Annotated in this window: 19 protein-coding genes; 3 read left to right on the forward strand and 16 right to left on the reverse strand. The window is 72.6% G+C overall.

The annotated features are described in order from the left end of the window. Positions 1–7 precede the first annotated feature (7 nt). Positions 8–2,452, reverse strand: a complete 2,445-nt coding sequence (locus AB0761_RS28215) for a SpoIIE family protein phosphatase (protein ID WP_377271950.1) — start codon at positions 2,450–2,452, stop codon at positions 8–10. Between the two features lie 188 nt (positions 2,453–2,640). On the opposite strand from AB0761_RS28215, the gene AB0761_RS28220 reads away from it, so the two are divergent. Next, positions 2,641–3,534, forward strand: coding sequence for a Gfo/Idh/MocA family protein (locus AB0761_RS28220; protein WP_377271951.1), 894 nt, complete (start codon positions 2,641–2,643; stop codon positions 3,532–3,534). Positions 3,535–3,677: 143 nt separating this feature from the next. Here AB0761_RS28220 and AB0761_RS28225 read toward each other — a convergent pair whose 3' ends face one another. From AB0761_RS28225 to AB0761_RS28255, 7 genes are all read right to left on the reverse strand, one after another. Next, complete coding sequence (locus AB0761_RS28225) at positions 3,678–4,925, reverse strand: cytochrome P450 (RefSeq protein WP_377274358.1); 1,248 nt, start codon at positions 4,923–4,925, stop codon at positions 3,678–3,680. Positions 4,926–4,942: 17 nt separating this feature from the next. Then, complete coding sequence (locus AB0761_RS28230; protein WP_377271952.1) at positions 4,943–6,232, reverse strand: cytochrome P450; 1,290 nt, start codon at positions 6,230–6,232, stop codon at positions 4,943–4,945. Then, the gene (locus AB0761_RS28235) at positions 6,229–6,837 is read right to left on the reverse strand and encodes an ATP/GTP-binding protein (protein ID WP_377271954.1); all 609 of its coding nucleotides are present in this window, start codon (positions 6,835–6,837) and stop codon (positions 6,229–6,231) included. Before AB0761_RS28235 ends, AB0761_RS28230 begins: the two co-directional genes overlap by 4 nt. Next, positions 6,818–7,174, reverse strand: a complete 357-nt coding sequence (locus tag AB0761_RS28240) for a DUF742 domain-containing protein (RefSeq protein WP_377271955.1) — start codon at positions 7,172–7,174, stop codon at positions 6,818–6,820. The genes AB0761_RS28235 and AB0761_RS28240 overlap by 20 nt, the downstream gene beginning before the upstream one ends. Beyond that, complete coding sequence (locus AB0761_RS28245) at positions 7,171–7,599, reverse strand: roadblock/LC7 domain-containing protein (RefSeq protein ID WP_377271956.1); 429 nt, start codon at positions 7,597–7,599, stop codon at positions 7,171–7,173. Before AB0761_RS28245 ends, AB0761_RS28240 begins: the two co-directional genes overlap by 4 nt. Further along, positions 7,596–9,176, reverse strand: coding sequence for an ATP-binding protein (locus AB0761_RS28250; RefSeq protein WP_377271957.1), 1,581 nt, complete (start codon positions 9,174–9,176; stop codon positions 7,596–7,598). Before AB0761_RS28250 ends, AB0761_RS28245 begins: the two co-directional genes overlap by 4 nt. A 455-nt stretch (positions 9,177–9,631) precedes the next feature. Beyond that, positions 9,632–10,087 carry a MarR family winged helix-turn-helix transcriptional regulator gene (locus tag AB0761_RS28255; RefSeq protein ID WP_377271958.1) on the reverse strand — a complete coding sequence of 152 codons (456 nt, stop codon included), beginning with the start codon at positions 10,085–10,087 and terminating at the stop codon, positions 9,632–9,634. A gap of 188 nt (positions 10,088–10,275) precedes the next feature. On the opposite strand from AB0761_RS28255, the gene AB0761_RS28260 reads away from it, so the two are divergent. After that, positions 10,276–11,733: an MFS transporter gene (locus AB0761_RS28260; RefSeq protein ID WP_377271959.1), complete on the forward strand. Its 1,458-nt coding sequence runs from the start codon at positions 10,276–10,278 to the stop codon at positions 11,731–11,733. Between the two features lie 204 nt (positions 11,734–11,937). On the opposite strand, the gene AB0761_RS28265 is transcribed toward AB0761_RS28260, so the two are convergent. Together AB0761_RS28265 and glnA are read right to left on the reverse strand one after the other, a co-directional pair. Then, positions 11,938–12,510, reverse strand: coding sequence for a TetR/AcrR family transcriptional regulator (locus AB0761_RS28265; protein ID WP_377271960.1), 573 nt, complete (start codon positions 12,508–12,510; stop codon positions 11,938–11,940). A gap of 330 nt (positions 12,511–12,840) precedes the next feature. Then, positions 12,841–14,250 carry a type I glutamate--ammonia ligase gene (glnA, locus tag AB0761_RS28270; protein WP_377271961.1) on the reverse strand — a complete coding sequence of 470 codons (1,410 nt, stop codon included), beginning with the start codon at positions 14,248–14,250 and terminating at the stop codon, positions 12,841–12,843. Between the two features lie 352 nt (positions 14,251–14,602). On the opposite strand from glnA, the gene AB0761_RS28275 reads away from it, so the two are divergent. Continuing rightward, on the forward strand, positions 14,603–15,070 hold the full coding sequence (locus tag AB0761_RS28275; protein ID WP_377271962.1) for an RDD family protein: 468 nt from the start codon (positions 14,603–14,605) through the stop codon (positions 15,068–15,070). Positions 15,071–15,308: 238 nt separating this feature from the next. Here the strand turns inward: AB0761_RS28275 and AB0761_RS28280 are convergent, their stop codons facing one another. The 6 genes from AB0761_RS28280 to AB0761_RS28305 all read right to left on the reverse strand — a co-directional run bounded on the left by AB0761_RS28280 (position 15,309) and on the right by AB0761_RS28305 (position 22,049). Continuing rightward, positions 15,309–16,007, reverse strand: coding sequence for a DUF4191 domain-containing protein (locus AB0761_RS28280; RefSeq protein ID WP_377271963.1), 699 nt, complete (start codon positions 16,005–16,007; stop codon positions 15,309–15,311). A 119-nt stretch (positions 16,008–16,126) separates the two neighbouring features. Further along, entirely contained in the window at positions 16,127–16,360 is a 234-nt protein-coding gene (locus tag AB0761_RS28285; RefSeq protein ID WP_377271964.1) for a hypothetical protein, read from the reverse strand. A gap of 206 nt (positions 16,361–16,566) precedes the next feature. After that, complete coding sequence (gene lipA, locus AB0761_RS28290) at positions 16,567–17,523, reverse strand: lipoyl synthase (RefSeq protein ID WP_377271965.1); 957 nt, start codon at positions 17,521–17,523, stop codon at positions 16,567–16,569. A 105-nt stretch (positions 17,524–17,628) separates the two neighbouring features. After that, positions 17,629–18,399, reverse strand: coding sequence for a lipoyl(octanoyl) transferase LipB (gene lipB / locus AB0761_RS28295; RefSeq protein ID WP_377274360.1), 771 nt, complete (start codon positions 18,397–18,399; stop codon positions 17,629–17,631). A 169-nt stretch (positions 18,400–18,568) separates the two neighbouring features. Further along, positions 18,569–20,488, reverse strand: a complete 1,920-nt coding sequence (locus AB0761_RS28300; protein ID WP_377271966.1) for a helix-turn-helix domain-containing protein — start codon at positions 20,486–20,488, stop codon at positions 18,569–18,571. A 178-nt stretch (positions 20,489–20,666) separates the two neighbouring features. Continuing rightward, positions 20,667–22,049, reverse strand: coding sequence for an MFS transporter (locus AB0761_RS28305; protein WP_377271967.1), 1,383 nt, complete (start codon positions 22,047–22,049; stop codon positions 20,667–20,669). Between the last annotated feature and the right edge of the window lie 43 nt (positions 22,050–22,092).

A 22,092-nucleotide genomic window follows, 5' to 3' on the forward strand; every position in this document is an offset into this window, starting at 1 on the left:
CACACGGTCAGAGCGGCGGTGGCAGCAACTGTTCCGTCCAGATGGTCTTCCCGAACCGGGTGTAGCGGCTGCCCCAGCGGTGGGCGAGTTGGGCGATCAGGAACAGTCCCCGTCCGCCCTCGTCGGTCAGCCGGGCGCGGCGCAGCCGGGGCTGGGTCTGGCTGGGGTCGGAGACCTCGCAGATCAGTACCTTGTCCTTGATCAGCCGCAGCCCGACCGGTGCGCCCGCATAGCGGATGGAGTTGGTCACCAGCTCACTGGCGATCAGTTCGGTGGTGAAGGCCAGCTCCGGCAGGTCCCACTCCGTCAGCTGTGCGGCCACCCGTTCCCGGGCCTCCGCCACCGCCGCCGGGTCACCGGGGAACTCCCACCAGGCCGCCGCGCCCTCGGGCAGCGCCCGGATCCGGCTCACCAGCAGCGACAGATCATGTGCGGGCGGCTCCGGCAGCAGGTCGTCCAGCACATCGCGGCCCACCTCGGCGGACGAGGCGTCCGGCAGCGCCGACGACTCGACCTGCTCGCAGAGCCGGGCCAGCCGTTCCTCGGCGGTCTCGTCCGGCGCGGACAGCAGCCTGTCGGTGAAGAGGGTGAGCACCGCTCCCGGCGCCAGTTCCAGCTCCAACTGCTCAAAGGGTTCACCGCCCAGGCCCAGCGCCGGGCCCGGCTTGACATCGGCCACCACCGCGGGCTCCCCGGGCGCGGCGATCACCACGGGCGGGGGGTGGCCCGCGCTGGCCATCGAGCAGTGGCCGGTCATGGGGTCGTACACCGCATACAGACAGGTCGACCCGTACACCCCGCCGCCGGGGCTCTGCTGTGTCGCGGCGGTCGCCCCGGAGTGGCTGCCGCCCCCGCCGCCCTGGTCCACCGCGACCAGCCGCACCACCAGGTCGTCCAGGTGCGACAGCAGCTCCTCGGGGGCCATGTCCAGGTCGGAGAGCGTCTGCACGGCGGTACGCAGCCGGCCGGTCGCCGCGGTCGCCTCCAGACCGTGGCCCACCACATCGCCGACCACCAGGGCGATCCTGGCCGAGGAGAGCGCGATCACATCGAACCAGCTGCCGCCGATCCCCGCCGTGGTCGCGGCCGGCACATACAGCCCGACCGTCTCGGCGGCGGTCACCTCCACCACCGAGCGGGGCAGCAGACTCCGCTGCAGCGCCTCGGCGGTGCGGTGCTCACGGGTGTAGCGGCGGGCGCTGTCCATGCCCAGGGCGGCGCGCGAACCGATCTCCTCGCCCAGCGCGGCGTCGTCGGGCCGGAAGGGCACCCGGTTGCCCAGCCGCCACAGCATCAGGCAGCCCAGCACCATGCCGCGTGCGTTCAACGGCACCACCAGCAGCGAGGTGGCCTGCTCCGCGTGGATCACCCGGGCCAGCCAGGGGTCCCGCTCCACCCTGGCCCTGATCCGCTCCATGTCCCGGATCAGGATCGCCGCACCGGACTGCATCCGGTCGGCGTCCGCCCGGCCGATCCGCGCTGTGGTGCCCCGCGGGTGGAGCTCGCTCGGCCACCGGCCGTCCGCGGCGGCCACCGCCACCCGGCGCAGCTGGGTGCCCTGCGCGAAGCGGCCGGGCTCCTCGCCGACCAGCACCGCCTCGGTCAGGTCCACGGCCGCCAGGTCCGCGAAGCCGGGCACCATCACCTCGGTGAGCTGCTCGGCGCAGCGGGCCACGTCCAGGGTGCCCTCCAGCTGCTTCGCCGCCCTGCCCACCAGGTCCAGCTGCTGCCGGGTCCGCTCCTGCTCGGTGACGTCGGAGAAGGTGACGGCGACACCCGTGTACCGGCCGTCGGCGTCCTCCAGCCGGAAGATCGAGAGCGACATCACCCGGTCCACGTCGGGTGAGTCCAGCCGGCGTGCCGAGTGCACCCAGTCGACCACCGGGACGCCGGTGTCGGCGACCGTACGCAGTTGCTCCTGGATGGCTGCGGCGTCCTCCGGCAGCAGCGCCTCCCGCAGGTCCTCCAGCGGCGCCTGGTCCTCGGGGATCCCGCTGCCCATGGCCCGGTTGACCCGCACCAGCCGCAGCTCGGCGTCGTGGATGGCCAGCCCGATCCGGGTCTGGGTGAAGAGCGCGCGCACCAGCGCCTCGTCCTGCTGGCGCTGCTCGGCGACCGGCTCGGGGGTCACCAGCACCAGGTACCGGGCCAGGGCGTCGGCTCTGGGGTGCAGCGGCAGCACATCCAGCCGTGCCTCCAGCGGGCCCGAGGGGCCGCGCAGGGCCGCTCTGGTGCCCGTCGGGGGCAGCGGGTCCGTCCACTCGCCGGGCCGCAGCAGCAGGTCGGTGGCCGGGCGGCCGCTGATCTCCCGCAGCGGGCGGCCGATCAGCGACTCCAGGGCCGTGGTGCAGGTGATCACGGCTCCGTCGCGGTCGAGCACCAGCACCGCCGTGCAGCCGCCCGGCAGGCGGCTGTCGATACGGGGATCGGGATGTGTGCTCGTCTGCCTCACCCCCGGACGTCGGTGATGGTGGTTCCATTCAACCCGCCCCGCTGTCCGGCCGCGCGGCGGCGAACCGGGCGAACGGGTGATGAGCAGGTACGGCCGGGGACGGTTGGCGCGGCCGGAGGCCGGGGAGGACAGCAGTGATCGGCCGCTCCGCACCTGGGGGAGGGCCGCGGCGCTGAAAGGGTGGGGACGTGCGATTCGGACTGCTGGGGACCGGACCCTGGGCCACTGCGGTACATGCCCCGGTGCTGGACGCCCATCCGGATGTCGAGTTCGCCGGTGTGTGGGGACGTCGGACCGAGGCCGCGACCGCGCTGGCCGAGCGGTTCGGCGCCCGCCCCTACCAGGACCTCGACGCCCTGCTCTCCGAGGTCGACGCGGTGGCCGTGGCGCTGCCGCCCGCCGTCCAGTCGGAGCTCGCCGTACGGGCCGCCAAGGCCGGCTGTCAGCTGCTGCTGGACAAGCCGCTGGCGGTGACGGTACCCGCCGCCCGGGAGGCGGTCGAGGCCGCACAGGCGGCGGATGTCGCCTCGGTGGTCTTCTTCACCACCCGCTTCGGGGTGGAGCAGGAGGCCTGGATCGCCGAGCAGGCCGCAGCCGGGGGCTGGTTCACCGGCCGGGCGGACTGGCTGGGCGCGGTCTTCTCCGCCGAGAGCCCCTTCGCGGCCTCCCCCTGGCGCCGGGAGAAGGGGGCCCTGTGGGACGTCGGTCCGCATGCCCTCTCGGTCCTGCTGCCTGTCCTCGGGGACATCGAGGAGGTCACCGCGGTACGGGGCCAGGCCGACACCGTCCAACTGCTCTGCCGGCACGGCGCCGGAGCCACCAGCACGGCCACCCTCAGCCTCACCGCACCGCCCGCGGCCAGCGGAGCCACCGTGGAGCTGCGCGGCGAGGGGGGAGTGGTGGTGCTGCCCGAGCGCAACGACGGCCCGGCGGCCGCGCTGCACCGCGCCGTGGACGCGCTGCGCTCCGCAGCGGCGACCGGCACCCCGCACCCCTGCGACGCGGCCTTCGGCCTGCGGGTGGTGGAGGTGCTGGCGGCCGCCGAGCGGTCGCTGGCCACGGGGCGCACCGCCGCCGTCTGACCGCGTACCGGGACGGCCGGCCCGGCCCGGCCCGAGACCCGGTCGGGGCAGGAGACCCGGTCGGGTCCGGGGCAGCGGCCTCCCGAGCATGCGGCGGCCCCCCGACGTCCTGGCGGATGCGTCAGGGGGCCGACCAGGGTGGTTCAGGAGTTCAGCAGCACCGGGAAGGACTCCAGGTCGTTCTGGGTGAGAACCGGCAGATTGCGGATCTCCTCCACCGGCACCGCGAGCGCCAGCCCGGGGAACCGGTCGAAGAGGCGCGGCAGTGCGATCCCGGCCTCGAGCCGGGAGAGCGCCGCCCCGGGGCAGATGTGCGGGCCGTGGCCGAAGGTCATATGACGTATCGGGGTGGGCCGGGTGATGTCGAACAGGTCCGCCTCCGGCCCGTGCTGCCCGGTGTCCCGCCCGATCGCCCGGTAGGACATGACCACTCCGTCACCCTTCGGGATCACCATCCCGGCGATCTCGATGTCCTCGGTGGCGAAGCGCATCAGCAGATGGGTGGTCGGGGTGTCCCAGCGCAGCGTCTCCTCGATCACCGTCTCCCAGGAGATCTTCCCGTCGAGCACCAGCCGCAGCTGCTCGGGGTGGCTGAGCAGGGCGCGCACCGCATTGAGGATCAGCCCGATGGTGGTCTCGTGACCGGCCGCCACCATCGCCTTGAGATTGCCCACCACCTCCTCCTCGGTGAGCGGCTCCCCGCCCTCGTCGGCGAGGATCAGCGCGCTGGTGAGGTCGTCGGCGGGCCGGGCGGTCTTCTCCCGCACCATGGCGGTGAAGACGACGTCCATCTCCTCGATCACCGCCAGCCGCTCGTCCTGCGGGGTGAGCATCGAGAAGAAGGCCCGGTACATCCGGTGCAGCCGGGGGTGCTCGGCCGGGTCGACGCCCATCAGCTCGCTGACCACGCTCAGCGGCAGCGGCAGGGCGAAGTGGGTCTTGAGGTCCACCGGGCCGTCGGCGCCCGCCGCGGCCAGGCCGTCCAGCAGCCGGTCGGTGATCCCCTCGATGACCGGCTGCAGCTCGGCGACCCGGCGCGGGGTCACCGCCTGCGCGGTCTTCGCCCGCAGCCGGCGGTGCTCGGCGCCGTCCACGGTGAACATCGAACGGCCCGAGTCGATCATTCCGATCAGCGGCCACTCCCGGGTCACCTCACCGGTCTGCCACAGCCGCCAGCTGTTGATGTCCTTCACCAGGCGGGGATCGGTGAGCAGCTGCCGTGCCTCGGCATGCCGGGTGACGGTCCAGGCCGGTGCGCCGAGCAGCTCGATCCGGGTGATCGGTGCCCCGGCGCGCAGCCGCTCGGTCTCCCCGGCCAGGTCCCGCACCAGCGGGTCGATGACGAGGGTGTCGCCGGCGAAGGGGCAGCCGCTCGCGGCGGTGCCCTGCAGGGCCGGCTGAGGACTGTTCAACGGAGGCCTCCAGTGGTGGGCACGGGGGTGAAACGGATCGGCAGCGCGGACATGCCGCGCAGGAACGCGGACGGCCGCCGGACCAACGTCTGCGCCGGTACGGACAGGTCGAGGTCGGACAGCCGGTCCAGCAGGACCTCGATGCCGGTCCGTGCGATGACCTCGGCGATCTCCTGGGCGGGGAAGGGACAGCGGTACTCCCCGTAGCTGAAGGAGAAGTGCGCGCTGTTGCCCTCGTGCAGCCCGTCGTTCGCCCGCGGTCCGTGCTGCCGGATCGCCGGATCGGCGTTGGCCGCGGCGAGGCCCAGCAGCAGCATGTCCCCGGACCGGACGGAGCGGCCGCCCAGCTGGGTGTCGCGGGCGGCCCAGCGTCCGGACAGGATCTGGGTGGGGGTGTCCTCCCAGAGGACCTCGTTCATGGCCTGCGCCACACTGTGGCGCCCACCGCCGAGCGAGGCGGCGAAGCGGTCGTCGGTGAGCATCAGCCGTACCGAGTTGCCCAGCCAGTCGGCGGTCGGCAGGTGACCGGCGGCGGTGACGGCCATCAGGTCCAGGATGTACTCCTGGTCGGTGAACCGCTCCGGGTGGGCGATCATCCGGGACGCCACATCCGCACCCGGCCGGATCCGCTTGCTCTCGACCAGCCGCTGCATGTGCTGCCCGAACTGCACATACGCCTGCTGGGCGTCCGCCCCGCCGTCGGCCAGCGCATTGAGCACCCGGGCGATCTCCGGGCCCTCCTCGTCGGGGAAGCCGATGATCCGGGCGAGCACCAGCACCGGGAGCAGCACGGAGTACTCCGAGACCAGCTCGGCCGAGCCGCGGCCGCAGAAGCCGTCGATCAGCCGGTCGGCCAACTGCTCGGTCAGCCGCCGCAGTTCGAAGAGGTCGACGCCCTCCAGGGCCGGGCCGACCATGTCCACATGCCGCCGGTGCTCCGCGCCGACGGTGTAGTAGATCGACGGCTGGCGCTGGCCGATCATCGGCAGCAGCGGCCAGTCCGGGGGGATGTTGGGCCACTGGTTCCACAGCCCCACATCGCGCGGGAACAGCACCGGGTCGCTGGTGACCTGGTGGAGCTCGCGGTAGCCGATCACCAGCCAGGCCGGCAGTCCGCCGAGCTCCACCGGGACCACCGGCCCGTGGTCGCGGCGCATCTCCCGGTAGAGGTGCAGCGGGTCGGTGTGGAAGCGGGGACCGCTGAGCGGCACCGCGTCCGCCCCGGCATGCGCCGGGCAGCCCACGGGGGGCGCGGACTGCGCGGAAGGCGAGGAGGACGTCGTCACGATGCGGTCTCCCGGGCGGAGGCGAGGGCCCGCAGATGCTCCACGAGCGTGATGAGGACGTGCTTGCTGGAGGTGCGGGACCGGGCGTCGCAGTCGATCAGCGGCACCCGCGGGTCCAGGTCCAGCGCGTCGCGGACCTCCTCGGCGGAGTGCGGGGGACCGCCGAAGTCGTTGCGGGCCACGATGAACGGGGTCCCGTGGTGCTCCAGCCGGTCGATGGCGTACCAGGAGTCGGCCAGCCGCCGGGTGTCCACCAGCACCACCGCGCCCAGCGTCCCGGCGAACAGCCGGTCCCACAGGAACCAGAACCGCTCCTGGCCGGGGGCGCCGAACAGATAGAGCACGGTGCGCTCATTGAGGGAGATGCGCCCGAAGTCGAAGGCCACGGTGGTCGAGGTCTTGCCGCTGATGCCGCCGAGGTCGTCGACGCCCCGGCTGGCCTGGGTCATCGTCTCCTCAGTGCTCAGCGGGCGGATGTCGCTGACCGAGCGGACCAGGGTGGTCTTTCCGACACCGAAGCCGCCGACCACGACGATCTTCAGCCCGTTGTCGGCAGTGCGTACCAGCGGGGTGAGGACCGCCGGGTCAGAGATTGCGGAGTCCAACGAGCACCTGCTCCAGAAGGGGAAGGTCGGGCAGTTCCGCCCGAGCGGCTACGGCCCGCGGATGCCGGGCGGTGATCCTGCCCATGTCCAGCAGGTCGGAGAGCATGATCTTCACGATGCTGACGGGCAGCCCCAGAACGGCCGCGATCTCCACCACGGCCGTGGGCAGCCGGCACATGCGCAGGATCGCGGCATGCTCCGACTGCATCCCCGGGGTGGCCTCGGACTCGCTGACCACCAGGGTCACCAGGTCGAAGTCGTGGTCGTCGGACCGGCTGCGTCCCCCGGTGAGGGTGTACAGACGGTCCGGGCTGTCGTCCCGGCCCGGGCGGATCATGCCGGGCCGCCCTCCCCGGCCGGCTGCCGCGGAGCAGCGCTGAGATGCTCGCCGATCTGCTCGACCAGCTCGTGCATGTTGTGGCCGATCAGGCCCGGGTCGGCCTCGTCGTCGGCGACCACCGCCACATGTGCGCCCGCACCGGCCTCCACGATGAAGAGGATGCCGCCGTAGAACTCGGTCATGGACTGACGCACCCCGCCGGTCCCGTCCCCGAACTCCATGGATGCTCCGTGCGAGAGGCTCTGGATGCCGGCGGAGATCGCGGCGAGCTGGTCGGCCCGGTCCTCGGAGAGCTCGGGGGTGTGACAGAGCTTCAGTCCGTCGCGGGACAGCACCAGCGCGTGCCGGGCCCCCGGCGTGCGCTCCAGCAGGCCCTCCAGCAGCCAGGTGAGCCCGGTCACCGGTGCGGCGGGTGCAGTCATCGGTCGTCCTCCGAAAGGGAAGCGGTGGTGGGAGCGGGTGCGGTGCCGGCCGGGTCCTGGCCGGTGACGGCCCGGCGGAAGGCGCCGAACCGGGCAGCGGAGTCGGCCGCCGGGCGCGGGCCGCGTGCGGCGGCCTGGTCCGGGAGCGGGTTCTGCTGCGCTGCGGGAAGCCCGCCCGGATGGGCGGCGGCCATGGTGCGGCCCCGGCTGCGCCTGGGCAGGCCGCCGGACCCGGTGGACGGGTCGGCGGCGAGGGGCTCGACGGCCAGGGTGTGCGAGGGGGAGCGCTCCTCCGGGGCGATGTGCTCCTGCGGGGCGGTGCGCTCCTGCGGGGCGCCGGTGGGGTCCGGGGCAGCCGACAGCGGCTTCCGGGCCTGCGGTACGGCAGCGGGCGGCGACTGCGGCTCCGCTTCCGGTTCGGGCGCGGCCTGCGGCCGGGTGACCAGTTCCTGCGGCAGCAGCATCACCACTCCGGTGCCGCCGCTGGCGGAGGGCCGGAAGGAGACCGTCAGGCCGTGCTTACGGGCCAGCCGGCCCACGACGGCCAGGCCGAGCCGGGTGCCGGAGAGCGCGGTCAGGTCCGGTGCGTCGCCGGAGACGGCACGCTCCGCCCGGCGCAGGGCGACATCGCTCATCACCAGGCCGCTGTCCTCGACGGTGATCACGACGCCGGCCGGCACCTCCGCCACATAGACATGGACCTCGGTGGTGGGCGGCGAGAAGTTGCAGGCGTTGTCCAGGATCTCGGCCAGGGCGTGCATCACGCCTTCGGCGGCGTGGCCGGCCACCGCGATGTCGGTGGTGGAGTGCAGCCGCACCCGCTGGTAGCCGGCGATCCTGCCGGTGGCGCCGCGCAGCACCGACTCCATCACGATCGGCCGGGCCCAGCGGCGTCCCGAGCGGGCGCCGGTGAGCACCGCGATGCTGTCGGCCAGCCGCCCGGCCTGGGCGGTGCGATGGTCCAGGTGCAGCAGGTCGCCCAGGACATCCGCATCGCCGTGCCGGTGCTCCATCTCGCGCAGGTCCGCCAGCATGCTGGTGGACAGGGCCTGCATCCGCCCGGCGACATTGGCGCAGGCGGACATCGCGGCGGCGCGGCGGTTCTCGCTCTGCGCGAAGTCCACGGCCAGCTGCCGCAGTGCCCGCTGGTGCGCCGGATCCACCGGCGTCGCGACGGCGGCCAGCGCGCTGTCCCAGGACGAGCCGTCGCGCAGCCGGTCGAGCAGCGCGGGAACGGCATCGTCGGCGAATGCCGTAGCGCTCGCGGCGGCCGCAGCGGCGGTGGCCGCAGCGACTGCGGTTGCTGCTGAGGCCTCTGCGGCGGCGGCTGCGGCACGGGTCCGTACCCGTCGGGCCTGCTCCCGCTGGTGCACCGCGGCGGCCACGGTGCCGCAGAGCAGCAGCCCCGCGACCCCGCTTCCGACAGCCAGGGGTGTGCGGAAGGACGCGGGAGCGGATGCCACTGCCCACGCCGCAACAGCCCCGGCCAGGGCGGCTGTTGCGAGAAGGGCGAGCAGTGTCCGACGCAGCAGCGGGCGCTCCGCCCGTGGGTGAGCCGCGTCCGTGTGCACTCTCATCGACTGGATCCTCGGGGCGGAAGGGGGAATCACATGGGTCGGCGAACGCCACAACACAGACGTGTCCTTGACAAGTCAACGGCAGCATAGATGAGTTGATGGATGCTTGGTATCGACCTTTGGAAAGCTTCCAGCGTTATCTGACTGGAAATGACCGTACGGAAACACGTTGGACATCTGCCGTCTGCCTGTCCGGCATCGGCAGTCGGGCGGGGACCCGGCTCAGGCCCGTTCGGGCGGCGGGATCGTGTGCCGATGCCGATGCCGATGCCGATGCCGATGCCGATGCCGATGCCGATGCCGGATGCCGGATGCCGGATGCCGGACGCCTGGCGCCTGGTGCGAGGACGGGAGCCGGGAGGTCGGGCCGGCGGCCCGGATGTTGAGGCGGACACCCCTTGTGCCCGCTCCCGGCGTTCGACGGGCCCGGATGCCCCGTCAGGCGCCGGGCGGGTTCACGGGCGGGGCCAGGGGCGCCCGCCGATGCGCTCGATGTCGGTGTTGAAGCGCCTCAGGCAGCGGGCGAACGTGGCGATGTCGTCGTCCGCCCAGTCGGCCATGACCTCGTCCAGGGCGTGGACGATGGCCTCGTGTTCCCGGTCGAGCCTCCGCGCGCCCCGGTCGGTGATGCGGAACTTGCGCGCCATGCCGCCGTCCGGGTCGGGGATGCGCTCCACGAGTCCGGCGCGCATCGCTGCGGCGGTCTGCCGGTTGAGGGTGGAGGAGTCCAGCCCGAAGGCGTCACTCAGCTCGCCGATCGACATCGGTCCCTGCATGCGGATACGGCTGAGCAGGACATAGGCGCTGCGGTCCAGTGCGTCGTCCTTGCGGTCGCCGGCTCTGTGGTTCCGGTACAGGTGGCGGCTGAGCAGCATCTGCTCGTACTCGACCTCATGAGTCGGTCTGGCCATGCGCCTGCTGCCTCCTGCCGTGCGTCGCACCGCCCTGCGCCGGTCCCGGCGGCGGCTCGATCCCCTGTGTCCTCTCGGTACATGCATGATGCACGCATATTGCATTCAGCATATAGCTTGCCTCATGCATAAGGCATGTACGATGCACATCGACCGTCCGACCGACAGACCTGCCGAGGAGACCCGACATGGACGCCCCCCAGCCAGCAGCCCGCGCAGGCGGCGTGGTCGCCACGCTGGCGCTCGCCGGCATCACGGCAGCGATCATGCAGACCCTGGTCACTCCACTGATCGCGGAACTGCCGCAGATGCTGCACACCTCGACCTCGAACGCGGCATGGGTGATCACCGCCACCCTGCTGGTGGCCGCCGTCTGCGTGCCGGTGGTCGGCCGCCTGGGCGACCTGGTGGGCAAGCGCCGCATGCTGCTCGTCTGCTCCGTGCCGCTGGTGGCGGGCTCGGTGGTGTGTGCGCTCTCCTCCTCCGTTGTGCCCATGATCGTCGGGCGCGGTCTCCAGGGCATGGGCATGGGGATGCTCCCGCTCGGCATCGCCCTGCTGCGCGACGTGGTCCCGGCGGAGAAGCTCAGCTCCTCGATCGCACTGGTCAGCGCCTCCATGGGCATCGGTGGCGGCCTCGGCCTGCCGATCGCCGCAGCCGTCGCCCAGTACGCCGACTGGCGCGCGCTGTTCTGGGGTTCCGCCGGGCTGGCCGCGGCCGTCGCGGTGCTGATCTGGTTCCTGATCCCGGACGTGCCGGCCGGAGCCAGGGGCCAGCGCTTCGACGTACCCGGCGCCCTGGGCCTCGGCGCCGGCCTGGTCTGCCTGCTGCTCGGCGTCTCCAAGGGCGCCGACTGGGGCTGGGGTTCGCCCATCACGCTCGGGCTGCTCGTGGCCGCCGTCGTGGTGCTCGGCGCCTGGGGCCTGTGGGAGCTGCGCACCCCGGACCCGCTGATCGACCTGCGCACCACGGGCCGCCCCCGGGTGCTGCTCACCAACGCCGCCTCGGTCTTCGTCGGCTTCGCCATGTACGCCAGCATGCTGGTCGTTCCGCAGCTGCTGCAGTTCCCCGAGGCGACCGGCTACGGCCTGGGCCAGTCGATGCTCGCGTCCGGCCTGTGGATGGCCCCCGGCGGCGTGATGATGATGATCGTCTCCCCGCTCGGCGGAAAGCTCACCAACGCCCGGGGGCCGAAGTTCACGCTGATCTGCGGCGCCCTGGTCATCGCCGCCGGGTACGGCCTGTCCCAGGCACTGATGGGCTCGGCCTGGGGCCTGATGGTGGTCTGCATCGTGATCAACAGCGGTGTGGGTCTCGCCTATGGAGCGATGCCCGCACTGATCATGAGCTCGGTCCCGCTGTCCGAGACGGCCGCCGCCAACGGCTTCAACACGCTCATGCGCTCACTCGGCACCTCGATCGGCTCCGCCGTGATCGGCGTGGTCCTCTCCCAGATGACCATCACCCTCGGAGGCCACACCCTGGCCTCCGAGAACGCCTTCCGGACCAGCCTGCTGATCGGCGGCGGCCTCGCCCTGGTCTCGGCGGCGATCGCGGTCGCCATCCCGGCCCTGCGCAGCTCCGGCACCGACGACGGGCAGGCGTCCCCGGCCGGCGCGCCCGAGCAGGCCCCGGTGGGGGCCTGACGCCGCTGCGCGGCCCTCTGCTGATCCCGCCCGCCCCCGGCCCCTGTGCCGGGGGCGGGCGGACCCCGTTCCGCCGTCCCGCGTCGGCCGCCGGTGCACGCAAGCGTCGGACCCGGCGCGGGCCGGTACGAGAGTCCCGCCCGGCGGACCAACTCCCTTGCCCGGGGCGGGGCATCGCCGCAACGGTCGCGGCACGGGCCTCATTCAGGACCTGGGGCGCAGTCCCGCCAGGGTGACGTCGACCAGGCGTTGGACGGCGGCCTCGGAGGGCAGGCCGCCTGCGGCGGCGAGGGCGTGCAGGCAGTAGTCGGCCAGTTCGGCGGGCGGCACGTCGTCGCGGACCACGCCCACCCGGGCGGCGCCGGCGACCACGTCGCCGACCAGCCCGCGCAACTGCTGCTGCGCGGTGGCGAGGTGCTCGCCGCGGTGCACAAAGGCGGCGATCTCACTGTCACGGGGCCGCTTGTGGGTGATGTGCGCATAGGCGCGCAGTACGGCTTCCAGCTGTGCGGCGGGGGTGTCCGCCCGGTCGCGGACCTCGGCGAGATGGCCGAGGTGGTCGGTGACATGGCGTTCGTGCCAGGCGATCAGGATCGACTCGACGTCCGGGAAGTACTTGTAGAGCGTCGCCCGCCCGATGCCGGCCTCCTTGGCGATCTGCGACATCGTCACCGACGACAGCCCGTACTCGGCCACCAGCGCCGCCGTGGTCTCCAAGGTGGCGTCCCGCACCGCCTGCCGGTGGGCCTCGACGGTCTCGCTCCACAGCTTCGGCATCCTGCAAGGATACGTGGCGCCCATGGCGTGACACCCTGCCTCGGCCCGGACGGTCCGTATCGACACGCCCCGCCATCGACACGCCGCCGGCCGGAGCGTACGGGGAGGGGCGCCCCCCGGACCCGGCGGCCACGGCCGCCCCGGTCCGGGCTCCACGGGCGCCGCGCGGACCGGACCGGATGTGCACCGACCGCGGCTCTCATGGCCTTGGTGCCGGCCGGCCCGTACGGCAAGGGGCCGCCGATCGCTCCCTCCCACGGACGGAAGGCTGCGAACGACGGCCCCAGGACGGCCCCATGGGGTCAGTCACTGCGCTGACCCGCGGCTGTCTCAGATGTCGAAGTAGAGCTCGAACTCGTGCGGGTGCGGCCGCAGCTGGATCGGGGCGACCTCCTGGGTGCGCTTGAAGTCGATCCAGGTCTCGATGAGGTCCGGGGTGAAGACACCGCCGGCGAGCAGGTACTCGTGGTCGGCCTCGAGGGCCTCCAGCACGGCCGGGAGGGAGGCGGGGACCTGCGGGACCGCGGCGTGCTCGTCGGGGGCGAGCTCGTAGAGGTCCTTGTCGACCGGCTCCAGCGGCTCGACCTTGTTCTTGATGCCGTCCAGGCCCGCCAGCAGCATGGCCGAGAAGGCCAGGTACGGGTTGGAGGACGGGTCGGGGGCGCGGAACTCGATGCGCTTGGCCTTGGCGTTCGACCCGGTGATCGGGATGCGGATCGCGGCGGAGCGGTTGCGCTGCGAGTAGACCAGGTTGACCGGGGCCTCGAAACCGGGGACCAGGCGGTGGTAGGAGTTCACCGTCGGGTTGGTGAAGGCCAGCAGCGACGGGGCGTGCTTGAGCAGGCCGCCGATGTAGTAGCGGGCGGTGTCGGAGAGACCGGCGTAGCCCTGCTCGTCGTAGAAGAGCGGGGAGCCGTCGAGCCACAGCGACTGGTGGACGTGCATGCCCGAGCCGTTGTCGCCGAAGATCGGCTTCGGCATGAAGGTCGCGGTCTTGCCGTTGCGCCAGGCGACGTTCTTGATGATGTACTTGAACAGCATCAGGTCGTCGGCCGAGGCCAGCAGGCTGTTGAACTTGTAGTTGATCTCGGCCTGGCCGGCGGTGCCCACCTCGTGGTGCTGGCGCTCGACCTCGAGGCCGGACTTGGCCAGCTCCAGGGACATCTCGGCGCGCAGGTCGGCGAAGTGGTCCACCGGCGGGGCCGGGAAGTAGCCGCCCTTGTAGCGGACCTTGTAGCCGCGGTTGTCCTCGACGGCACCGGTGTTCCAGGCGCCGGCCTCGGAGTCGATGTGGTAGAAGGCCTCGTTCGACTTGGTCTCGAAGCGGACGCTGTCGAAGACGTAGAACTCCGCCTCGGGGCCGAAGTACGCGGTGTCGGCGATGCCGGAGGAGGCCAGGTAGGCCTCGGCCTTCTTGGCCACGTTGCGCGGGTCGCGGCTGTACTGCTCGCCGGTGATCGGGTCGTGGATGAAGAAGTTGATGTTGAGGGTGCTGTCCTTGCGGAACGGGTCCACCCGCGCGGTGCTGAGGTCGGGGACCAGGGCCATGTCGGACTCGTGGATGGCCTGGAAGCCGCGGATCGACGAGCCGTCGAACATGAGCTGCTCGCCGGGGTCGAACGTAGCGGCCGGCACCGTGAAGTGCTGCATGACGCCCGGCAGGTCGCAGAACCTGACATCGACGAACTTGACGTCGTTGTCCGAGATGTAGCGGGACACCTCGTCGGCGTTGTTGAACATCCATCCTCCTCGGCCCGGCGGAACGCCAGGAGTTTTCGCGTGACGGACCGCTCGTCCCGACCGGCCGCGTTGCGGCAACGATAGGAAGAGGCCGTTTCTCGAGCGTGACCCACCTGTTTCGCGGATGTTAACCGCCCTGGCCGGGCATCGGTCGGACCCGCCTTCTTCCGGGGGTTTCGCGTCGCGGGCAGCGGCTTTGTGCGGTGTTCGAGCGGAAGTGGTCTGGACCACGTGTCTCACTCTGCAGGGTCCGGAATCGCTTCGGTGTCCAGTTTCCGCTCTACCGGCGGACATCCACCGCTGTCAAGGCCCCGCTGCCCTGCGGCCCCCGCCCCCCGGTTACTGTGGATCCGTGGACAGCAGAGAAGCGTTGGGTTCGTGGATCGACGGCCCCCGGGCGACCGCCGAGAAGATGGGTGCCGACTTCGGGCACCGCGGGGCACGGCTCGGCCTGCCCGAGGAGGGCCCCGGCTCGATCGCCCCGGTGGGCCGCCGCCTCGGGGCGCTCTTCGTCGACGGCTGGCTCTGCACCCTGATCGCATACGGGCTGATCGCCCGCGGCGACGCGTCGCAGGCCAACCTCTGGTCCACCCCGGTGTTCTTCGTGATGAGCGTGCTGCTGCTCTCGACGGCCGGCAGCACCCTCGGCAAGCGGCTCTTCGGCCTGCGGGTGGTCCGGCTCGACGGCGGCCGGGCGTCCGTGGTGCAGGCCCTGGGCCGCAGCCTGCTGCTGGTCCTGGTGGTGCCCGCGCTGATCTGGGACCGGGACGGCCGCGGGCTGCACGACAAGGCGCTGGCCACCGTCGAGGTCCGGGTCTGACGAGGTCCGGGCTTGGCGAGGTCCGGGTCTGGCGAGGTCCGGGTCTGGCGAGGTCCGGGTCTGGCGAGGTCCGGGTCTGAGAGACCCCGCCCCGCCGGGCCGCCCCCTCACGGGCTGCGGCCCGCCGGGCGGCGCGCACGCCGGATGCGGCGTCGCGTGTGCACAGTGAAGCGGCCCCGCCGCACCCTGGGAGGGGTGCGGCGGGGCCGTCTGTCGTCGTGGGGTGGGGTGGGGTGGGTCAGCGGGCCCGGCCGCCCTTGGGCATCCGGGCGTTGCGGGGCAGCGGACCCTTGGGAACCGGGGCCTTGGAGAGCAGGTCGCCCATCGCCCGCAGCCGGTCGTTGATCTCGGTCACCTGGGACGCGGTGATGGCCCGCGGCAGCCGCATCAGATGCACCTGCAGCTTCTTCAGCGGGACCTCGCCCTCGCCGTCGCCGACGATGATGTCGTGCACCGGCACATCGCCGACGACCCGGGCCATCTTGCGCTTCTCGGCGGCCAGCAGCGGCCGCACCCGGTTGATGTTGCCCTCCGCGATCAGGGCGATGCCGGGCCGGCCCACGGCACGGTAGACAGCGTCCTGGTTGCGGGTGACCGCGACCGGCGTGGGGCTGGTGCTCCAGCCCCGGCGGATGTTGTTCAGCACCGCAGCCGCAGCTCCGGGCTGGCCCTCCATCTGCCCGAAGGCCGCCCGCTCGGCACGCCGGCCGAAGACGATCGCCATGGCCAGCAGGGCCAGAACGAAGCCCAGAATGCCCAGGTAGACCGGGTGGTCGATCAACAGGCCGATGGCGAGGAGCACGCCGAAGGTGATGATGCCTACGCCGGCGATGATGAGACCGATGCGGGTGTCTACCCGCTTGGTCATCTGGTAAGCCTGACGGATCTGCTTGAGCCGTCCGGGGTTCTCGGATGTTTCCCTCGCCATGAGGCTCATGGTACGGGGATGCACCAGCCGATGCCCAAGCCCGGTCCCCTTCCGGGCTGATTCGGTGCCGGTCCGGTCCGGTTCGGACGCCGCCGCAGAGGCTGCGCGGGCGCGGCCGCGCAGGATCCTCAGTGTGCCGCGGCGGAGTTCCGTCCGGAGTCACCAGGGGCCGCCAGGGCGCCGAGGACGGTCGCGGTCTCCGCCCGGTCCGCGGCATGACGGCGGTTCTCGCAGACGGCGTCCCAGGCATTGCGCCGGGCCACCTGCTGACCGCCGGGGAACAGTACCGACTCCGCCATCCGCAGTGCGGTGACAAAGCCGTTGATACGAACAGCTCCAGGTACGACGGTGCCGACCTGCATGGTGAGCAACTCCCCTCGTCGGGTCGTGTTCTCGCCCCGTTCCGGGCGTCCCGTCCGCCGTCCGCCCCCGATGCGGGGGCGGACGGCGAAGCGGTCACCTGTTCAGGGTCACCACATCGTGTTACCAGTCGGTGACCGGAGCGTCAAACTGCGATGAAAGTCGCACATGTCCGCCTCGAACTCCGGGTGACGGTGGAAACCGCACCTCAGCCGGTTGCGACGGCCCCGCGGTGCTCCAGCGCCTGCCGGTAGAGCCGACCGGCCCGGTACGACGAACGGACGAGCGGCCCGGACATCACTCCGGCGAAGCCGATCTCCTCGGCCTCCTCCTGGAGCTCCACGAACTCCTGGGGCTTCACCCAGCGGTCGACCGGGTGGTGCCGCACCGACGGCCGCAGGTACTGGGTGATGGTGATCAGCTCGCAGCCGGCGTCATGCAGGTCCTGCAGCGCCTGGCTGACCTCCTCGCGGGTCTCGCCCATGCCCAGGATCAGATTGGACTTGGTCACCAGACCGGCGGCGCGCGCCTGGGTGATCACCGAGAGGGACCGCTCGTAGCGGAACGCGGGACGGATCCGCTTGAAGATCCGCGGCACCGTCTCCACGTTGTGCGCCAGCACCTCGGGCCGCGAGGAGAAGACCTCGGCCAGCTGCTCGGGCACCGCGTTGAAGTCCGGGATCAGCAGCTCGACGCCGGTGCGCCCGGCCGCCCGGCCGGCGGTCATCGCATGCACCTGGCGGACCGTCTCGGCGTACAGCCAGGCGCCGCCGTCCTCGAGGTCGTCGCGGGCGACACCCGTGATGGTGGCGTAGTTGAGGTCCATGGTCACGATGGACTCGGCCACCCGGCGCGGCTCGTCGCGGTCGAACTCCGCGGGCTTGCCGGTGTCGATCTGGCAGAAGTCGCAGCGCCGGGTGCACTGGTCACCGCCGATGAGGAAGGTGGCCTCGCGGTCCTCCCAGCACTCGAAGATGTTGGGACAGCCCGCTTCCTGGCAGACCGTGTGCAGACCCTCGCGCTTCACCAGCGCCTGGAGTCCGGTGTACTCGGGGCCCATCTTCGCCCGGGTTTTGATCCACTCGGGCTTGCGCTCGATGGGGGTCTCGCTGTTGCGGACCTCCAGGCGAAGCAGCTTCCGGCCGTCGGGTGCGACAGCGGACACGTGCGGCTCCCTCACTCGTCATTCTGTGCGACACCCTCAGGGTACGCCTCTGGTTGTGCGGCTCCCGCCGCCCGGGCGGCCTGGCAATCGCAGGCCGCGCCTCGATCAGGCGGCCTCGGGAAGCGCCCGCATCTCGGCCAGCACATCCGCCAGGTGGCGTTCCACCACCGGCAGCGCCTCCCCGACCGGGAAGGTCCTGCCCAGCTCCCCGGTGAGCGACGCCACACCGGCGTCCCGGATACCGCAGGGCACGATCCGGTCGAACCAGGTCATGTCCGGATTGCAGTTGAAGGAGAAGCCGTGCATGGTCACCCCGCGCGACACCCGCACACCGATCGCCGCCAGCTTGCGGTCGTCGCCGCGCTGCCCCGCGTTCGACGGGGCGTACTCCGGGCCGGCCAGCCGCGGGTCCAGGCCCATCTTCAGGCCCATCCGCAGCGTCAGACCGCCGATGTCCACCTGCTGCGCCGGGTCGGCCACCGCGCCGGGGATCTCCTCGCCCAGCACCCACACCCCGCTGCGCCCCTCGACCCGGGTCGTCCCCAGGCCGATCTCGGTGCAGGAGCGGATCAGCGCCTCCTCCAGCCGCCGGACGTACGCCACCACGTCCATCGGCTCCGGCAGCTTGACGATCGGGTAGCCGACCAGCTGCCCCGGCCCGTGCCAGGTGATCTCGCCGCCGCGGTCGACCTGCACCACCGGGGTGCCGTCCAGCGGGTAGTCCTCGGGGTTGGTACGGCGCCCGGCGGTGAAGACCGGCGGATGCTCGAGCAGCAGCACCGTGTCCGGTATCTCGTCCGCCACCCGGAGCGCATGCAGCCGCCGCTGCTCGTCCCAGGCCTCCTGGTACGGCACCGAGCCCTCGCCGATGCCCATGCGTACGAACCGCACGTCCTCGCTCACCGCTGCCGCTCCTCGTCAGGGCCGTCGTTCCAGCCTTGCCACTGTACGCCCGGCCCCTGACGAGCCCGCCCGGCCCCTGACGAGCCCGACCGGCCCGTGCGGCCAGGCCGGCCGCTACGGCACGAGCGGTCCGGACAGCGCGTCAGTCCTCCGGGGCCGCCCCGGACAGCAGATGCAGGCGGAGCGCCAGCTGCAGCTCCAGGGCCCGCTCCGGGCTGTTCCAGTCGCGGCCGAGCAGCGCCTGCACCCGGTCCAGCCGCTGCACCACCGTGTTCACATGCACATGGAGCCGGTCCTTGGCCCTGGTGAGGCTGCCGCCGCAGTCGAAGTAGGCCCGCAGGGTGCGGACCAGCTCGGTGCCCCGCCGGGCGTCGTACTCCACCAGCGGACCCAGCGCCGCCTCCACAAAGCCGTCCACATCGTGCCCGTCGCCCAGCAGCACCCCCAGAAACCCCAGCTCCGCCGCGGCCGACCCGTCGCCCTCCCGGCCCAGCACCCGCAGGGCGCGCAGGCACCGCTGGGCCTCCGCGTGGGCGCTCGCAACGGCCGCCGGCCCGGCGGCCGGTCCCCCGGCGCCGACCGTCACCGGCAGCCCGGTCAGCCGGGCCAGCCGGTCCGCCGCCGCCCGGGCGGCCGCACCCGGCCCGTCCCCGGAGGGGTCGGCGGGCAGCAGCAGCACCACGGTGTCGCCGTGCTCCGCACTGACCCCACGGCCGCCGAAGAGATGCCGCACCGCCGCGCCCGCCAGCCGCCCCCGGTCGGCGCAGGCGGCCACCAGCACCACATGCGGACGCATCAGGTCCACGCCCAGCCGCCGGCCGCGCATGACCAGCCCCGCCGGGTCCCGCTCCGGTGCCGTCAGCAGATCGCTGAGCAGTTCGCCGCGCACCCGGTTCTCGGCCTCGGCGACCGAGCGGCGCAGCAGCAGGAGCAGCGCGGTCACCACCGCGGCCCGCTCGAACAGCCGCCGGTCGGGATCGTCCAGTTCCGCCCGGCCGTGCAGGACCAGGCTGCCCAGGGTCTCCTGGCCCGCGAGCACCGCGCACACCCATCGCCCGGTCCTGCGCACCGCCCGGCCGGAGGTGCGGGAGTCGGCGACGGCCCCCGTCAGCCACTCCCCGGCGGCGGCGGGCCCGGCCAGTGGCCGGCCGTCCAGGTCGTGGACGGATATCGCACCGCCGAGCAGTGAGGCGACCGCCGCCGCCACCGCGGGGACCTCGCCGCCGCGCAGCACCAGGTCGGTGAGCCGGTCGTGGGCCTCCTCGGCGCGCTGCATGGCTGCCGAGTGCTCCCGGATCACCGCGTTGGCGGTGTTGAGCTCGGCGAGTGCGGCCCGGGTGTCGGCCAGTGCACGGGCGGTGTCGATGGCGATCGCGGCATGGGCGGCCAGCGAGCAGAGCAGGGCCACCTCGTCGGGGGAGAACGGCCGGGGGCTGCGATCGGCGGCGAACAGCACCCCGATCACCTTGCCGCCGTCCCGGGAGCCCAGCAGCAGGGGCACGCCCAGGATCCCCACCAGGCCCTCGTCCAGCACCCCGGCGTCGATGGTGCCGGTGTGGTGGAAGCGGGCGTCGGTGCGGTAGTCCGGTGTGGCATAGGGCCGGGCGGTCTGCGCCACCAGTCCGCCCAGGCCGTCGCCGAGACTCAGCCGCAGGGTTTGGAAGAGCGCGGAGACCGAGCCGTCCGTGATCCGCATATAGGTGTCCCCGGCCTCCTCGTCGGGGAGCGTCAGATAGGCGGTGTCGGTGCCCAGCAGCAGCCGCGCCCGGCGCACGATGGCCTCCAGCACCGCATCCAGGTCACGGGAGGCGGCAAGGTCGCCGGCGGTGTCGAAGAGCGCCGTCAGCTCGGCCTCACGGCGGCGGTGCTGGCCCAGGGTGCGGTGCACCCGCAGGGCGAGCCGGGTGGCGTGGTCGACCTCGGCGAGTACGGCGGGTGGCGCGCCGGCCCGGCGCTCGTCCGTGGACACCTCGGCGAAGTCCTCGGCCGGGGCGCCGGCGGCGAGCAGTTCCAGCAGGCGGCGCAGCGCGGGGGCGCTGCCGGCGGGGGTGCTGTCGCTCATGGTTCGGGACATCGTGCCAGGTGGAGTCGGAGAAGGGGAGTGCCGCGCAGCGGCCCGCCGTCCCCGGGGCCGGGCCGCAGGGGGCGGGTCGCGGGGGCCGCGGGCCGCTGCGCGGTCGGGGCGGTGAGGGCGCGGGGCCGGCGTGGGAGGGTGGCCACGCCGGCCCCGCGGGGCGGGGTCAGGCTGCGTTGTGCGCGGCGAGGCCGGTGTCGGCCCCGGCCTCGGCGGGTGCCTCCGCGGTGACCTCGGCCAGGTCGCGGTGGCGGGTCTCCCGGGCGGCGAGCATCGCCAGCACGGTGATCAGCGAGGCGATCGCCACATAGACAGCGATGGGCGTGGCGGAGCCGTACCCCTTGAGCAGCGCGGTGGCGATCAGCGGCGCGGGCGCGCCCGCCGCCACCGAGGCGAACTGGGCGCCGATGGAGGCACCGGAGTAGCGCATCCGGGTCGCGAACAGCTCGGAGAAGAAGGCCGCCTGCGGTGCGTACATGGCGCTGTGGAAGACCAGGCCCACCGTGATGGCGACCACCATCGAGGTGAAGCTCCTGGTGTCCACCATCCCGAAGAAGACGAACGCCCAGACGCCGACGCCGACCGCGCCCACCAGGTAGACCGGCTTGCGGCCGACCCGGTCCGACAGCGCCCCGAAGAGCGGGATCAGTGCGAACTGGATCGCGGAGGCGATCAGCACCGCGTTCAGCGCGGTCTGCTTGGGCAGCCCGACATGGGTGACGGCGTAGGCGAGCACAAAGGTGGTGAGCACGTAGTAGGAGATGTTCTCGGCCATCCGGGCGCCCATGGCGACCAGCACATCCCGCCAGTGGTGGCGCATCACCGCGACCAGCGGCGGCTGCTCCTCGGCCTGCTGGGCGGCCTTGCGGGCCTCGGAGCGGGCGAGCGCCTCCTTGAAGAGCGGCGACTCGTCCACCGACAGCCGGATCCACAGGCCGACCCCGACCAGGAGGGCGGAGAGCAGGAACGGGATCCGCCAGCCCCAGGAGAGGAAGGCGGAGTCGGACAGAACACCCGTCAGCAGTGAGAGCACACCGGCGGCCAGCAGGTTGCCGGCCGGGGCGCCGCCCTGCGGCCAGGACGCCCAGAAGCCGCGGCGCCGTGCGTCGCCGTGCTCGGAGACCAGCAGCACCGCGCCGCCCCACTCGCCGCCCAGGGCGAAGCCCTGGACCAGGCGGAGCACGGTGAGCAGCACCGGGGCCGCGACACCGACGGAGGAGTAGGTGGGCAGACAGCCGATCAGGGTGGTGGCGCCGCCCATCAGCAGCAGCGAGAGCACCAGCAGCCGCTTGCGGCCGATCCGGTCGCCGTAGTGGCCGAAGACCAGGGCGCCCAGCGGCCGGGCGGCGAACCCGATGGCGTAGGTGAGGAAGGAGAGCAGGGTCCCGGTGAGGGGGTCGCTCTCCGGGAAGAAGACCTTGCCGAAGACAAGGGCGGCCGCCGTGCCGTAGAGGAAGTAGTCGTACCACTCGATGGTGGTGCCGATGAGGCTCGCTGCGACGACTCGGGGGAGACGGGCGGGTCTGCTGCCGGCGGTGCTGCTGGCCATGGGTCACGTCCTGGTGAGGGAGGGGTGGTGGTGGGTCAGGGCT

This window comes from Peterkaempfera podocarpi, assembly GCF_042466665.1.
GTDB lineage: Bacteria > Actinomycetota > Actinomycetes > Streptomycetales > Streptomycetaceae > Peterkaempfera > Peterkaempfera podocarpi.